General features: G+C 52.5%; 13 protein-coding genes. 9 read left to right on the top strand and 4 right to left on the bottom strand.

Annotation, left to right across the window (positions count from 1 at the left end):
- From IM290_RS13570 to IM290_RS13555, 4 genes are all read left to right on the top strand, one after another.
- Positions 1-280, top strand: a 280-nt coding sequence (locus IM290_RS13570) for a 4Fe-4S dicluster domain-containing protein (RefSeq protein ID WP_370532099.1), incomplete at its 5' end; no start/stop codon positions are given.
- A 1-nt stretch (position 281) separates the two neighbouring features.
- On the top strand, positions 282-1,145 hold the full coding sequence (locus IM290_RS13565; RefSeq protein ID WP_047051721.1) for a dimethyl sulfoxide reductase anchor subunit family protein: 864 nt from the start codon (positions 282-284) through the stop codon (positions 1,143-1,145).
- Between the two features lie 274 nt (positions 1,146-1,419).
- Positions 1,420-2,568, top strand: coding sequence for an MFS transporter (locus IM290_RS13560; RefSeq protein ID WP_003858254.1), 1,149 nt, complete (start codon positions 1,420-1,422; stop codon positions 2,566-2,568).
- 123 nt (positions 2,569-2,691) lie between these two features.
- Positions 2,692-3,195, top strand: a complete 504-nt coding sequence (locus IM290_RS13555; RefSeq protein ID WP_193041627.1) for an anti-virulence regulator CigR family protein — start codon at positions 2,692-2,694, stop codon at positions 3,193-3,195.
- 36 nt (positions 3,196-3,231) lie between these two features.
- Here the strand turns inward: IM290_RS13555 and pflA are convergent, their stop codons facing one another.
- The 4 genes from pflA to ycaO form a co-directional block, all read right to left on the bottom strand.
- Positions 3,232-3,972 carry a pyruvate formate lyase 1-activating protein gene (gene pflA / locus IM290_RS13550; RefSeq protein ID WP_003858250.1) on the bottom strand — a complete coding sequence of 247 codons (741 nt, stop codon included), beginning with the start codon at positions 3,970-3,972 and terminating at the stop codon, positions 3,232-3,234.
- A gap of 203 nt (positions 3,973-4,175) precedes the next feature.
- Entirely contained in the window at positions 4,176-6,458 is a 2,283-nt protein-coding gene (pflB, locus tag IM290_RS13545; RefSeq protein WP_015570975.1) for a formate C-acetyltransferase, read from the bottom strand.
- 51 nt (positions 6,459-6,509) lie between these two features.
- Positions 6,510-7,367, bottom strand: a complete 858-nt coding sequence (gene focA, locus IM290_RS13540) for a formate transporter FocA (RefSeq protein WP_017384832.1) — start codon at positions 7,365-7,367, stop codon at positions 6,510-6,512.
- A 405-nt stretch (positions 7,368-7,772) separates the two neighbouring features.
- Positions 7,773-9,533: a 30S ribosomal protein S12 methylthiotransferase accessory factor YcaO gene (ycaO, locus tag IM290_RS13535; RefSeq protein WP_193041626.1), complete on the bottom strand. Its 1,761-nt coding sequence runs from the start codon at positions 9,531-9,533 to the stop codon at positions 7,773-7,775.
- 127 nt (positions 9,534-9,660) lie between these two features.
- Here ycaO and IM290_RS13530 point away from each other — a divergent pair, with 127 nt between their 5' ends.
- From IM290_RS13530 to rpsA, 5 genes are all read left to right on the top strand, one after another.
- Entirely contained in the window at positions 9,661-10,353 is a 693-nt protein-coding gene (locus IM290_RS13530; protein WP_017693700.1) for a DUF421 domain-containing protein, read from the top strand.
- Positions 10,354-10,515: 162 nt separating this feature from the next.
- On the top strand, positions 10,516-11,604 hold the full coding sequence (gene serC / locus IM290_RS13525) for a 3-phosphoserine/phosphohydroxythreonine transaminase (RefSeq protein WP_193041625.1): 1,089 nt from the start codon (positions 10,516-10,518) through the stop codon (positions 11,602-11,604).
- A 68-nt stretch (positions 11,605-11,672) separates the two neighbouring features.
- Complete coding sequence (aroA, locus tag IM290_RS13520) at positions 11,673-12,956, top strand: 3-phosphoshikimate 1-carboxyvinyltransferase (protein ID WP_193041624.1); 1,284 nt, start codon at positions 11,673-11,675, stop codon at positions 12,954-12,956.
- Positions 12,957-13,141: 185 nt separating this feature from the next.
- Positions 13,142-13,825 (top strand): (d)CMP kinase, encoded by a 684-nt coding sequence (cmk, locus tag IM290_RS13515; protein ID WP_015570968.1) that lies wholly within the window; start codon positions 13,142-13,144, stop codon positions 13,823-13,825.
- A 111-nt stretch (positions 13,826-13,936) separates the two neighbouring features.
- Positions 13,937-15,610, top strand: coding sequence for a 30S ribosomal protein S1 (rpsA, locus tag IM290_RS13510; RefSeq protein ID WP_003858235.1), 1,674 nt, complete (start codon positions 13,937-13,939; stop codon positions 15,608-15,610).
- Positions 15,611-15,648: the final 38 nt, after the last annotated feature.

Here is a 15,648-nt window from a genome sequence, read left to right as displayed (position 1 = left end):
GCCGCAGTACAATGCCGCCAGAGGCCACATGACCAAGTGCGATGGCTGCCACAGCCGCGTGGCGGACGGCAAAAAGCCCATCTGCGTCGAATCCTGCCCGCTGCGCGCGCTGGACTTTGGCCCGATTGAGAAGCTGCGCAAAAAACACGGCCAGCTTGCTGCCGTCGCGCCGCTGCCGTCTGCGCACTTCACGAAGCCGAGTATTGTGATTAAACCTAACGCCAACAGCCGTCCGACGGGTGACACCACCGGCTACCTGGCAAACCCGAAGGAGGTGTGAGATGGGAAGTGGATGGCATGAATGGCCGCTGATGATCTTCACGGTCTTTGGGCAGTGCGTGGCGGGCGGGTTTATCGTCCTTGCGCTGGCGCTGTTAAAAGGGAACCTCAATGCTGAACAGCAGCAGCGTTTGGTGTTAAGCATGTTTGGCCTGTGGGTGTTGATGGGCGTTGGGTTTATCGCCTCTACGCTGCACCTGGGCTCACCGATGCGCGCGTTTAACTCCCTGAACCGTGTAGGTGCCTCTTCGCTGAGTAACGAGATTGCCAGCGGGGCAATCTTCTTTGCCGTTGGTGGGCTGGGGTGGTTACTGGCAGCGCTGAAAAAGCTGCCTTCAGGGTTACGCGCGTTGTGGCTCATCGTCACCATGGTACTGGGCGTTGTCTTCGTCTGGATGATGGTCCGGGTGTACAACACCATCGATACCGTTCCGACCTGGTATAGCGTCTGGACGCCGATGAGCTTCTTCCTGACCATGTTTATTGGCGGGCCGCTGCTGGGTTATCTGCTGCTGCGTGTGGCTGGCATTAATGGTTGGGCGATGCGTCTGCTGCCCGCGGTCTCGCTGCTGGCGCTGGTAATCAGTACCGTTGTCGCACTCATGCAGGGAGCGGAGCTGGCGACCATTCACAGCTCTATCCAGCAGGCTTCGGCGTTGGTGCCGGATTACGGTTCGCTGATGGCCTGGCGTGTGGTGCTGCTGACGGCGGCGCTGGTGTGCTGGATTGCCCCTCAGCTTAAAGGTTACTCGCCTGCGCTGCCGTTACTGTCCCTGGCCTTTGTGCTGGTGCTGGCAGGGGAGTTAATTGGTCGCGGCGTATTTTACGGTCTGCATATGACGGTCGGTATGGCTATCGCCAGCTAATTTTAGATTTTGTTATAAAAAGCCGGGACATAGCGCCCGGCTTTTCTTTTTTCATTCATGAAATTTTTCGACTGATGTTTCGTTGTAAAAATTCCCGGAAATAAATAAAAACAAATAGATAATTAATATCAGTAGCAGGCTTTGCATTAGCAGGATGAGTTTTTTAAATCGACAAGGCGCATAACGTGCGTGACGCATGAACCGGTGGATTGACTTTGTTTTTGCCAGTGGCATGATGCGCACGAAATCTGAACTTCCTCACGGTTTTTAATCCATGACCACCTATACCCGCCCGGTGCTTTTGTTGCTCTGTGGCCTGCTTTTGCTGACCCTGGCGATCGCGGTGTTAAACACACTCGTCCCGCTATGGCTCGCCCATGAAAACTTACCGACCTGGCAGGTGGGTATGGTTAGCTCGTCCTTTTTTACGGGCAATCTGCTGGGCACCTTATTAACGGGCAGCCTTATTAAGCGCTTTGGTTTTAACCGCAGTTATTATCTGGCGTCGCTGATCTTTGCCGTCGGCTGCGCCGGTTTAGGTCTGATGGTCGGCTTCTGGAGCTGGATGGTCTGGCGCTTTATTGCGGGCGTCGGCTGCGCCATGATCTGGGTGGTGGTTGAAAGTGCGCTAATGTGCAGCGGCACGTCCCGTAACCGCGGGCGTCTGCTGGCGGCCTATATGATGGTTTACTACGTCGGTACCGTTCTGGGACAACTGATGGTCAGCAAACTACCAACCGACCTGATGAGCGTGCTGCCGTGGGTGACGGGCATGGTGCTGGCGGCGATCCTGCCGCTGCTCTTTACCCGTATTGTGAACCAAAACAGCGAACATCAGGAAGCCACCCACGTCTGGCCGATGCTGAGACTGCGCCAGGCGCGTCTGGGGGTTAACGGCTGCATTATTTCCGGGATTGTGCTGGGCTCGCTCTATGGTCTGATGCCGCTTTATCTTAACCATCAGGGCGTCAGTGATTCCGGGATCGGTTTCTGGATGGCGGTGATGGTCAGCGCGGGGATTGTCGGGCAGTGGCCGATTGGCCGCCTGGCGGACCGCTTTGGTCGTCTGCTGGTGCTGCGCGTCCAGGTTTTCGTGGTCATCATGGGCTGTCTCGCCATGCTCAGCAACGCCGCAATGGCGCCTGCGCTGTTCATTCTGGGAGCTGCGGGCTTTACGCTCTATCCGGTCGCGATGGCCTGGGCCTGTGAGAAAGTTGAGCATCACCAGTTGGTTGCAATGAACCAGGCTTTGTTGCTGAGTTACACCATCGGCAGTTTACTGGGGCCGACTTTTACCGCTATGCTCATGCAAAATTATTCTGACAATCTGCTGTTTATTATGATCGCCAGCGTGTCGTTTATTTATCTGTTAATGCTGCTGCGCAAAGTGGGCGAACATCCAACGCCAGTGGCCCATGCCTGACTTATTAAAAGCCTGTCGATGACAGGCTTTTTTGTCCCTGTCACATATAAGACTTTTACTTATTGTGAGTTTTTACTGCCTGGCGATAATTCAAATGAGTTATACCACTAAAAGGCAGCAATCATGTCTACTCGTCGTTTTTCCACTACAGCACTTGCCGTAGTGTTGGCTTTAACGTTTGCAACGGCTCCGGCCATGGCTAATCCAGGAAACGGAAATGGTGGCGGACAAGGTAATAGTGGCAATCATGGTAACGGGAACGCTGGTAACCATGGTAATAAACACAATAACGGTCAGGATAACCCTGGGAAATCGGATAAGAGCTTTAAAAACAGCAAAGATGTCGGTAATGATGTGGATGCTCGCGTAAGCTTCGATCATGCCCGCCATCTGGCACTGAATTACGGCTTAACGGGCTACGACTCTCTGCCTCCGGGTATTGCGAAAAACCTGGCGCGCGGTAAGCCACTGCCTCCGGGCATTGCGAAGAAAACCGTGCCAGCCGATATGCTGGGTCAGCTTCCTTCTTATCCGGGCTATGAATGGCGCGTGGTAGGTAACGACCTGGTCTTAATTGCGCTGAGTACGGCGATTGTGACTTCCGTTATTAACGGCGTCTTTAAATAGAATATAAAAAGGCCCGGTTTTCTCCGGGCCTTTTCGTTAATACATGACCTTGTGGCCATACTGCTCAAGAATACCTTTGACGCGCTCCATCGTCTCTTTTTTCGGCGGCTTCACGCCATCGAGTTTGTACTCTTCACCCATCGCCACCCATTTATGTTTACCCAGCTCGTGATAGGGCAGGAGTTCAATTTTCTCCACGTTACCCATATCCCGGGTAAATTCACCCAGACGATGTGCAGAGTCATCATCATCTGACCAGCCCGGCACCACCACGTAGCGGATCCAGGTCTTGACGCCTTTATTGGCAATGTATTTGGCAAATTCCAGCGTACGGTGGTTTGAAACGCCAACCAGATTCTGGTGGATCTCATCGTTCATCTGCTTGAGATCGAGCATCACCAGATCGGTCACTTCAAGCAGTTCATCAATAACCGGATCATAACGGCGCACAAAGCCGTTGGTGTCGAGGCAGGTATGAATGCCTTCTTTGTGGCAGGCGCGGAACCAGTCGCGCACAAACTCAGCCTGAAGAATGGCTTCACCGCCGGATGCCGTCACGCCACCGCCGGACGCGTTCATGAAGTGGCGATAGGTCACCACCTCTTTCATCAGATCTTCAACGGTGACTTCTTTACCGCCATGGGTGTCCCAGGTGTCACGGTTATGGCAGTACAGGCAGCGCATCAGGCAGCCCTGGAAGAAAGTGATAAAGCGGATCCCCGGGCCATCGACGGTGCCACAGGATTCAAAGGAGTGAATGCGACCAATAATTGACATTGCGGTGATATCTCCGAATTTGGCCCATCCGGGGGCCTATGTAGATGCACAGCTCAAAGGCTATGTCGAGTCTGTTTTGGCTGTTATCCATTAAGTATAGATAGCGGACAAAAGAGACTGATAAAGCGAGGGTGTTAAAAAGGCCCCACTTGCGTGGAGCCTTTATTGTACGCTTTTTAACGCGTGATTTCAGTCAATTCCACTTACATGGACTGAGTGAAAGTACGAGTAATAACGTCCTGCTGCTGTTCTTTCGTCAGGGAGTTAAAACGTACTGCGTAACCAGATACGCGGATGGTCAGCTGAGGATATTTCTCAGGGTGTTCCATCGCGTCGAGCAGCATTTCACGGTTCATCACGTTCACGTTCAGGTGCTGACCACCTTCGATGGACGCTTCGTGGTGGAAGTAACCATCCATCAGACCCGCGAGGTTAGTTTTACGCACTTCGTCGTCTTTACCCAGCGCGTTTGGCACGATAGAGAAGGTGTAAGAGATACCATCTTTCGCGTAAGCAAACGGCAGTTTAGCAACGGAGGTCAGAGAGGCAACCGCACCTTTCTGGTCACGACCGTGCATTGGGTTAGCACCTGGGCCGAATGGCGCGCCAGCACGACGACCGTCTGGGGTGTTACCGGTTTTCTTACCATACACAACGTTAGAGGTGATGGTCAGAACAGACTGAGTCGGGATAGCGTTACGATAGGTAGTGAGTTTCTGAATTTTCTTCATGAAACGTTCTACCAGGTCAACCGCCATGTCATCAACGCGAGCGTCGTTGTTACCAAACTGCGGATATTCGCCTTCGATTTCGAAGTCGATAGCCAGACCATCTTCGTCACGAATTGGTTTAACTTTCGCATATTTGATTGCAGACAGGGAGTCAGCCGCAACGGACAGACCTGCGATACCACACGCCATGGTGCGAACGACGTCACGGTCGTGCAGCGCCATCAGAGAGGCTTCGTAGCTGTACTTGTCGTGCATGTAGTGGATAACGTTAAGCGCGGTCACGTACTGTTTAGCCAGCCAGTCCATGAAGTGGTCCATGCGCTCCATGACTTCGTCATAGTTCAGCACGTCGCCTTTGATCGGTTCAGACTTAGGACCAACCTGCATTTTCAGTTTTTCATCAACGCCGCCGTTGATTGCGTACAGCATGGTTTTCGCCAGGTTTGCACGCGCACCGAAGAACTGCATTTGCTTACCAACAACCATTGGACTTACGCAGCAAGCGATAGCGTAGTCATCGTTGTTGAAGTCAGGACGCATCAGGTCATCGTTCTCGTATTGCAGAGAAGAGGTGTCGATGGACACTTTAGCGGCGAATTTCTTGAAGTTCAGAGGCAGTTTTTCAGACCACAGAACGGTGATGTTCGGCTCCGGAGAAGGACCCATGGTGTACAGGGTGTTCAGGAAGCGGAAGCTGTTTTTGGTTACCAGAGTACGGCCATCTACGCCCATACCGCCGATAGATTCGGTTGCCCAGATTGGGTCACCAGAGAACAGCTCATCATATTCTGGGGTACGCAGGAAGCGAACCATACGCAGTTTCATGACCAGGTGGTCAATCATTTCCTGAGCGTCTTGTTCGGTGATTTTGCCTGCTTTCAGGTCACGTTCGATGTACGCATCCAGGAAGGTGGATACGCGGCCGAAGGACATTGCTGCACCGTTCTGAGACTTAACAGCGGCCAGGTAGCCGAAGTAGGTCCACTGGATAGCTTCCTGAGCGTTGGTTGCAGGACCAGAGATATCGCAGCCGTATTTAGCCGCCATCTCTTTGATCTGACCCAGCGCACGGTGCTGTTCAGCGATCTCTTCACGCAGACGGATAGTCGCTTCCAGGTTTACGCCGTTTTCCAGGTCAGACTGGAGAGAGACGAACTGTGCGTATTTATCTTTCATCAGGAAGTCGATACCGTACAGCGCAACGCGACGGTAGTCACCGATGATACGGCCACGGCCATAGGCATCTGGCAGACCGGTCAGAACGCCAGATTTACGGCAGTTCAGAATGTCTTTGGTGTAAACATCGAATACGCCCTGGTTATGGGTTTTACGGTATTCGGTGAAGATTTTTTTCAGCATTGGGTCCAGCTCGCGGTTATACGCTTTGCAGGAACCTTCAACCATTTTGATACCACCGAACGGGATGATTGCGCGTTTCAGTGGTGCTTCAGTTTGCAGACCAACTATTTTCTCAAGGGCTTTGTTGATGTAGCCAGCATCGTGAGAAGTGATGGTAGAAGCAACGGAGGTGTCAAAATCAACTGGCGCGTGAGTGCGGTTTTCCAGTTTAACGCCTTCCATTACGCTGTCCCACAGCTTGGTGGTTGCGTCAGTCGCACCAGCCAGGAAGGATTCGTCACCTTCATACGGGGTATAGTTTTTCTGAATGAAGTCACGGACGTTGACTTCATTCTGCCAGTCACCTTTCGTAAAACCTTCCCAGGCTGTGGCTAACTTTTCATTAAGCTCGGACATGTAACACCTACCTTCTTAAGTGGATTTTTTATTTACTGCCTGAGACAACCATTAATGATGATCGCCGCCACGCAGGTAAATGACCCAGTATGTCAACCCAACTAACAGACCCCCACCGATAATGTTCCCGATAGTGACGGGGATCAGGTTATCAGTAATGAAGTTCATAATAGTCAGGTGTGAAAAACTTTCCGGGGTTGAACCTACAGCAGTCCAGAACTCCGGGCTTGCAAAGTTGCGGATAACAATCCCCATCGGGATCATGAACATATTCGCAATACTGTGCTCAAAGCCGCTGGCAACAAACATCGCAACCGGCAGAACCATAATCATGGCTTTATCCATCAGGCTACGACCAGAGTAGCTCATCCAGACCGCCAGGCAGACCATCAGGTTTGCGAGGATGCCGAGAGCAACAGCTTCGATAAATGTATGGTGCATTTTGTGGTCGGCGGTTTGCAGGACGTTAAGCCCCCAGCCGCCGTTGGCGGTCATATACTCGCCAGAGAGCCACATCAACAGAACAAAGAGCAGACAGCCAATCAGGTTGCCAACGTAAACGTTGAGCCAGTTGCGCCCCAGTTGACCCCAGGTAATTCTTCCGCTGGCTTTTGCCACCACAATCAGCACCGTTGAGGTGAAGAGGTCGGCGCCGCAGATGACGCAGAGAATCAGGCCCAGTGAGAAGCAGATACCACCAATCAGTTTCGCTATGCCGAAAGGCATCCCGGCAGTGCCGGTGGTGGCTGTGATATAGAAGACGAAAGCGATGGAGATGAACACCCCAGCCGTAATGGCCAGAAAGAACGTCGTCATCGGATGTTTCGTGGCTTTGTAGACACCCGCTTCTTCGGCAACTTTCGCCATCGCAGCGGGGAGTAATAGATCAAAAGGGTTGTCAGCTTTCACACTAACTCTCTCTTTATTAAGTCGGCGACGAGATACTAACAAAGCATTATAGAAGAGAAATTGATATAGATCATATCTCGCCTGGCTTATAGGCCCGCAGTGTGTATGGTTTTACAGCAAAAGCGGAGTAAGTATTTGATTATCCGTATAAAAATAAATTTTAAAAGTTATGAAAAGAGTTGAATTTTTTCCTTCAGCCTCCCGTGGAACAGTTAATTAAAATGGAGTATTTATTATAATTAGTAACAGTAAAGCTCAGGTAAGCGTTTTTATATTTACCCGTGGTTAACTTAATTATTACAATTAAACGTCATTGCGGAAAAATAAAAAAAAGGGGCAATGAAATTGCCCCGTAATATAGCTCAGGCGATTGAATACGCCTACAGCCATTAATGTTATATGCGCTTATTTTGACCAGTAAGCGGCTTTTGCCTTCTGCAATTTTTCATACGCATTCAGCAGTGACTGATGCGCCGGGAAGGCTTTCAGATCGCTGTCAACCGCTTGCAGGCCGTAGAATGGTTCTTCACCGCTCAGCGCCGCGCTGGCAGCTTCAACGGCATCCGCACCGTACATACGTACAAATGCGTTCAGATACTGCAATGGCTCGCGGTCGTCTTCCTGAGAAAGCAGGAGCAGCGTTTGCAGGCAACGGTAATAGTTTGTGCGCTTGGCGGAGAAGACGGACTGGTTAAACTCCATCGTCCACTCGGTCCAGGCCAAAGCCTGATCCAGATCGCCGCCCGCCAGCGCCAGCATCGCTTTCAGCTCGCCGATGCGCAGGGTGTACCAGCCGTTATCTTTTCCGGTCGCCAGACCCAGCAGTTCGCGCACGCGGGTGAAATCATCGTGTCCTTCTTCGTCCAGCTGGGCGATCAGGTTCAGATAATCTTCTTTATCCCACTCGCTGCCTGGCAGGGCCAGCAGGGTTTCACGCAGATGTGCGCCCATGCTGTTGTTCGCCAGCCATAAATCTTCTGCCGGATAAATGTCCGACATACCTGGCACAATAATACGGCACGCGTAAACACCGAGGTGTTCATAGTCGGCAATGTAGACTTCCTGATCTTCCGCGTTGAAGATCGCCATCAGGGTGGCGAATTCTTCTTCCGTCGTACCGGCAAAGCTCCAGTCCACGAACGGATAGTCCGCGTCCTGTTTGAACATATCCCAGGAGATCAAACCGCTGGAGTCGATGAAGTGCGTTTCGAGGTTGGTGTGCTCGGCGACTTCTTCGTCATCAAAGGTTGGCGGAGTAAAGACATCGAGATCTTTCAGGCTACGACCTTGCAGCAGTTCGGTTACGGTACGCTCCAACGCCACGCCGAAGTCCGGGTGCGCGCCGAAGGAGGCGAAACAGGTGCCATTTGCCGGGTTGAACAGTACCACGCAGATAACCGGATATTTGCCGCCCAGAGAGCCGTCATAAGCAAAGATTGGGAAACCTTCTGCTTCCAGTTTGGCGATGGATTCCACCACGCCCGGGTAGCGCGCCAGCACGTCAGCCGGGATCTCCGGCAGGCTGATGGATTCAGCAATAATGCGGTTTTTGATATGACGTTCGAAAACTTCAGACAATCCCTGCACGCGCGCTTCGTTGCGGGTATTACCGGCAGACATGCCGTTAGACACATACAGGTTGCCGACGATGTTCATCGGGATATAAACGGTCTGCTCGTCAGACTGACGGGTGAACGGCAGGGCGCAGATCCCACGATCCTCATTGCCGGATTGCAGGTCGATCAACATGCTGCCGGTCAGTTCGTTTTCCGGATCGTAGAACGCGCGCAGGCGGGCATCGAGAATGCCTTCCGGCAGTTCATCGTTTTCGGTCAGCGGGAACCATTTTTCGTTCGGATAGTGAACGAACGGACCGTTGGCAATGGTTTCGCCCAGCCAGAAGTCGGCGAAGAAGTAGTTGGTGGACAGACGCTCAAAATACTCACCCAGCGCAGAGGCCAGCGCCGCTTTTTTGGTCGCGCCTTTACCGTTGGTAAAGCACAGCGCACAGTCTTTGTCGCGAATATGCACGGACCAGACGTGAGGCACCGGATTCAGCCAGGAGGCTTCTTCGATATTAAAGCCCAGGTCGGTCAGTTTCTGCTGGAAGCGAGCGATGGAATCTTCCAGAGCGGCGTCTTTGCCGGGGATAAACGTTTGAGTCATGGCGTTCACTTTTATCGTACGTAAAGCGCGCAATGATACGGGTTTTGCGTGACGGGTGCTATCTCCGGCGAAAATAAATGGCTGGACTATGCTTATAAGCAGTAACCTACTGTTAAGGCATAGAAAAATGAAAGCTTTCGATCTCCAGCGGATGGCGTTTGATAAAGTCCCTCCTGAGTTTTTAGGCGAAGTGGCGCTGCGCAGCCTGTACACCTTTGTACTCGTTTTCCTGTTTCTGAAAATCACCGGACGTCGCGGCGTGCGGCAGATGTCGCTGTTTGAAGTGCTGATCATCCTGACGCTGGGGTCGGCGGCAGGGGACGTTGCCTTTTATGACGATGTGCCGATGGTGCCGGTCTTTATCGTCTTCGTGACGCTTGCACTGCTGTACCGGCTGGTCATGTGGCTGATGTCGAAAAGTGAGAAACTGGAAGATCTGCTCGAAGGGAAGCCGGTGGTGATTGTCGAAGATGGTCAACTGGCCTGGGAGAATGTGCAAAGCGCCAATATGACGGAGTTTGAGTTCTTTATGGAACTCCGTTTGAGCAGCGTTGAGCAACTGGGGCAGGTGCGTCTGGCGATTATGGAAACGAATGGTCAAATCAGCGTCTATTACTATTCCGACGATGAGGTGAAGCCCGGCCTGTGCATCCTGCCGGATATGCTCATCGAGCGATACAAAACTGTACCTGAAGCGGGCGAGTACGCCTGCATAAAATGTAGTCATGTCGTGGTTATGCAGGCGGGCGATCATCAATTATGCCCCCGCTGTACGAATCCAGAATGGACGAAGGTTAGCCGGGCTAAACGTAACACCTGACAGCGATTTTGTCGGTTTTGTGACAACGGTACGGTAGATTGTATTGTGTGACGAGGGGCACATTTCTTCGGCCATCAGTTTTAGACATTGCGGCGCGTGTCACTGAATGATAAAACCGATATCCACAGTTATAACTTATGGCTTTTAGCGTGGTGAGGGGAAATGGCTCAAGTCTTTAATTTCAGTTCAGGTCCGGCAATGTTACCGGCAGACGTGCTCAAACAGGCTCAACAGGAGCTGTGTGACTGGAACGGTCTGGGTACGTCGGTGATGGAAGTCAGCCACCGGGGTAAAGCGTTTATTCAGGTGGCGGAAGAAGCAGAAAAGGATTTTCGCGATCTGCTGAACATTCCCTCGAACTACAAAGTATTGTTCTGTCACGGCGGTGGACGCGGCCAGTTTGCGGGTATCCCGCTCAATCTGCTGGGCGACAAAACCACCGCTGATTACGTTGATGTCGGCTACTGGGCGGCCAGTGCGGTAAAAGAAGCGCACAAATATTGCACGCCGAATGTCATCGATGCCAAAGTGACCGTTGACGGTCTGCGCGCCGTGAAGCCGATGAGTGAGTGGCAGCTTTCTGACAACGCCGCGTATCTTCACTACTGCCCGAACGAAACCATCGACGGTATTGCCATTCACGAAGAGCCAGATTTTGGCGAAAATGTCATTGTGACGGCGGATCTCTCTTCAACCATTCTGTCCACCCCGCTGGATGTCAGCCGCTACGGCGTCATCTACGCGGGTGCCCAGAAAAACATCGGTCCTGCGGGTCTGACTATCGTTATTGTGCGTGAAGACCTGCTGGGGAAAGCCCATAAGTCTTGCCCGTCAATTCTGGATTACACCGTCCTGAACGACAACGATTCCATGTTCAACACCCCACCAACGTTTGCCTGGTATCTCTCCGGCCTGGTCTTCAAATGGCTGAAGCAAAAAGGCGGTGTGGCGCAGATGGATAAGATCAATCAGCAAAAGGCTGAACTGCTGTACGGCGTGATCGACAAGAGCGATTTCTACCGTAACGATGTCGCCAAAACTAACCGTTCGCGCATGAACGTGCCGTTCCAGCTGGCGGACAGCAACCTGGATAACGTGTTCCTGGAAGAGTCCTTCGCGGCGGGTCTGCATGCGCTGAAAGGCCACCGTGTGGTAGGCGGAATGCGCGCCTCTATCTATAACGCCATGCCGCTTGAGGGCGTTAAAGCCCTGACTGATTTCATGATCGACTTCGAACGTCGTCACGGTTAATTGGCTGTTTTTCACCCCCGCAGCGTTCCTGCGGGGTTTTTATTATGTTGAGTTGAGAGTTGAGTTTCATGGAATCCCTGACGTTACAACCTATCGCGCGGGTAGATGGCACCATTAATCTGCCTGGTTCAAAAAGTGTCTCGAACCGCGCTCTGCTGCTGGCAGCTCTGGCAAACGGCACCACCGTCCTCACTAATCTGCTGGACAGCGATGACGTGCGCCATATGCTCAATGCACTGAAAGCGTTGGGCGTTCAGTACGCGCTGTCTGACGATCGTACCCGTTGTGAAGTCACCGGTAACGGCGGCGCGTTACATTCTGCTGAAGCGCTGGAGCTTTTCCTGGGTAACGCCGGTACCGCGATGCGTCCTCTGGCCGCAGCGCTGTGTCTGGGGAGTAACGATATTGTGCTGACCGGTGAGCCGCGAATGAAAGAGCGTCCGATCGGCCATCTGGTGGATGCCCTGCGTCAGGGCGGCGCGCAGATTGATTATCTTGGGCAGGAAAATTACCCGCCCCTGCGTCTGCGCGGGGGATTCACTGGCGGCAATGTTGAGGTTGACGGTAGCGTTTCCAGCCAGTTCCTGACCGCGCTGCTGATGACCGCACCGCTGGCACCACAGGACACCGTCATCAACATTAAAGGCGACCTGGTTTCTAAGCCGTACATTGATATCACCCTGCACCTGATGAACACCTTTGGTGTTGAGGTGGAAAACCAGTCTTATCAGCGTTTCGTGGTGCGCGGAGCGCAGCAGTATCACTCCCCGGGCCACTACCTGGTTGAAGGCGATGCTTCATCCGCCTCCTATTTCCTTGCCGCAGGCGCGATTAAAGGCGGTACGGTTAAAGTGACGGGCATTGGCCGCAACAGCGTGCAGGGCGATATCCGTTTTGCTGACGTGCTGGAAAAAATGGGCGCGGTGGTGACCTGGGGCGATGACTTCATCTCCTGCACCCACGGTGAGCTGAACGCCATCGATATGGATATGAACCATATTCCGGATGCGGCGATGACCATTGCCACCGCTGCGCTGTTTGCGAAAGGCACCACCACGCTGCGAAACATTTACAACTGGCGTGTGAAAGAGACGGACCGCCTGTTCGCGATGGCAACCGAGCTGCGTAAAGTGGGGGCCGAGGTAGAAGAGGGCGAAGACTACATTCGCGTCACGCCGCCGGCAAAACTGCAATTTGCAGAAATTGGCACCTACAACGATCACCGCATGGCGATGTGTTTCTCGCTGGTGGCGTTGTCAGATACGCCAGTCACTATCCTTGATCCGAAGTGTACGGCAAAAACGTTCCCGGACTACTTCGAACAGCTGGCGCGCATTAGCACCCTGGCCTGATGATCGTATGCCGCATCACCTGATGCGGCATTTCCTTACGCTTTCTGACACTCATCCTCTTTCATTTCTTCTACACTCTGCTTCAATCATTCCGTAATTTGCACGCAAAGGTAACAGTTGCGCACGTTGGCGCGTATAATGCGCGGCGTTCATGTAAACGGTATGCCTTAATTAAGGAGAAAAAGATGACGGCAATTGCCCCGGTAATCACCATTGATGGGCCAAGTGGCGCAGGGAAAGGTACTCTGTGCAAAGCGATGGCGGAAGCATTGCAATGGCATCTTTTAGATTCGGGAGCAATCTATCGCGTGCTGGCGCTGGCTGCGCTGCATCATCATGTGGATGTTGCGTCTGAAGAAGCGCTGGTACCGTTGGCTGCGCATCTGGATGTGCGCTTTGTCTCGACCGATGGCAACCTTGAAGTGATCCTGGAAGGGGAAGATGTCAGCGGTGAAATCCGTACGCAAGAAGTGGCCAATGCGGCCTCTCAGGTGGCGGCTTTCCCACGCGTTCGTGAAGCGCTGTTACGTCGCCAGCGCGGTTTCCGTGAAGCGCCGGGGCTGATCGCCGACGGCCGCGACATGGGAACCGTGGTATTCCCCGATGCGCCAGTGAAAATTTTCCTTGACGCCTCTTCAGAAGAACGTGCTCAACGCCGCATGCTTCAGTTGCAGGAAAAGGGGTTTAGTGTTAACTTTGATCGCCTTTTATCCGAGATAAAAGAGCGCGATGACCGCGATCGTAACCGCGCCGTCGCACCACTTGTTCCCGCGCAAGACGCATTAGTGCTGGATTCAACCAGTTTAACTATTGAGCAAGTGATTGAAAAAGCGCTACAATATGCGCGCCAAAAACTGGCACTCGCGTAATCGCGACCGATTTAGCAGTACCCCCGCTGCAATGGATTGACGGCGGGTATGTGAAACAACCCCATCCGGCACGGAGCCAGGTGGACGTTAATATTAACCTGAAGATTAAACATGACTGAATCTTTTGCTCAACTGTTTGAAGAATCCTTAAAAGAAATCGAAACCCGTCCGGGTTCCATCGTTCGTGGCGTTGTTGTTGCTATCGACAAAGACGTTGTACTGGTTGACGCCGGTCTGAAATCTGAGTCTGCCATCCCGGCTGAGCAGTTCAAAAACGCCCAGGGCGAGCTGGAAATCCAGGTTGGTGACGAAGTTGACGTTGCTCTGGACGCAGTAGAAGACGGCTTCGGCGAAACCCTGCTGTCTCGTGAGAAAGCTAAACGTCACGAAGCATGGATCACGCTGGAAAAAGCTTACGAAGAAGCTGAAACTGTGGTCGGTGTTATCAACGGCAAAGTTAAAGGTGGCTTCACTGTTGAGCTGAATGGTATTCGTGCGTTCCTGCCAGGTTCTCTGGTAGACGTTCGTCCAGTCCGTGACACCCTGCACCTCGAAGGCAAAGAGCTTGAGTTCAAAGTAATCAAGCTGGACCAGAAGCGTAACAACGTTGTTGTTTCCCGTCGTGCCGTTATCGAATCCGAAAACAGCGCAGAACGCGATCAGCTGCTGGAAAACCTGCAGGAAGGCATGGAAGTCAAAGGTATCGTTAAGAACCTCACTGACTACGGCGCATTCGTTGACCTGGGCGGCGTTGATGGCCTGCTGCACATCACCGACATGGCGTGGAAACGCGTTAAGCACCCAAGCGAAATCGTGAACGTGGGCGACGAAATCACTGTTAAAGTGCTGAAGTTCGACCGCGAGCGTACTCGTGTATCCCTCGGCCTGAAACAGCTGGGCGAAGATCCATGGGTAGCTATCGCTAAGCGTTACCCAGAAGGTACTAAACTGACTGGTCGCGTTACCAACCTGACTGACTACGGCTGCTTCGTTGAAATCGAAGAAGGCGTTGAAGGTCTGGTGCACGTTTCCGAAATGGACTGGACCAACAAAAACATCCACCCATCCAAAGTTGTTAACGTTGGTGATGTAGTGGAAGTGATGGTTCTGGATATCGACGAAGAACGTCGTCGTATCTCCCTGGGCCTGAAGCAGTGCAAAAACAACCCATGGCAGCAGTTCGCGGAAACCCACAACAAGGGCGACCGTGTTGAAGGTAAAATCAAGTCTATCACTGACTTCGGTATCTTCATCGGCCTGGACGGCGGCATCGATGGCCTGGTTCACCTGTCTGACATCTCCTGGAACGTTGCAGGCGAAGAAGCAGTTCGTGAATACAAAAAAGGCGACGAAATCGCAGCAGTTGTTCTGCAAGTTGACGCAGAGCGTGAGCGTATCTCCCTGGGCGTTAAACAGCTCGCAGAAGATCCGTTCAACAACTGGGTTGCACTGAACAAGAAAGGCGCAATCGTAAACGGTAAAGTGACTGCTGTTGACGCTAAAGGCGCAACCGTAGAACTGGCTGACGGCGTTGAAGGTTACCTGCGCGCTTCCGAAGCTTCACGTGACCGCGTTGAAGATGCAACTCTGGTTCTGAGCGTTGGTGACGACGTTGAAGCTAAGTTCACCGGTGTTGACCGTAAGAACCGTGCAATCAGCCTGTCTGTTCGTGCTAAAGACGAAGCTGATGAGAAAGATGCAATCGCAACTGTGAACAAACAGGAAGATGCAAACTTCTCTAACAACGCAATGGCTGAAGCTTTCAAAGCAGCTAAAGGCGAGTAAGTTCAGGTTCGCACCATCATTTGAGCTGTAACGCATTT

Origin of the sequence: Enterobacter cloacae complex sp. S1 (assembly GCF_014930525.1) — a bacterium.
In the GTDB taxonomy this organism is placed as follows: Bacteria; Pseudomonadota; Gammaproteobacteria; order Enterobacterales; family Enterobacteriaceae; genus Enterobacter; species Enterobacter hormaechei_C.
The sequence above is the reverse complement of the archived record's forward strand: the minus strand, read 5'-3'. Positions and strand labels throughout refer to the sequence as shown.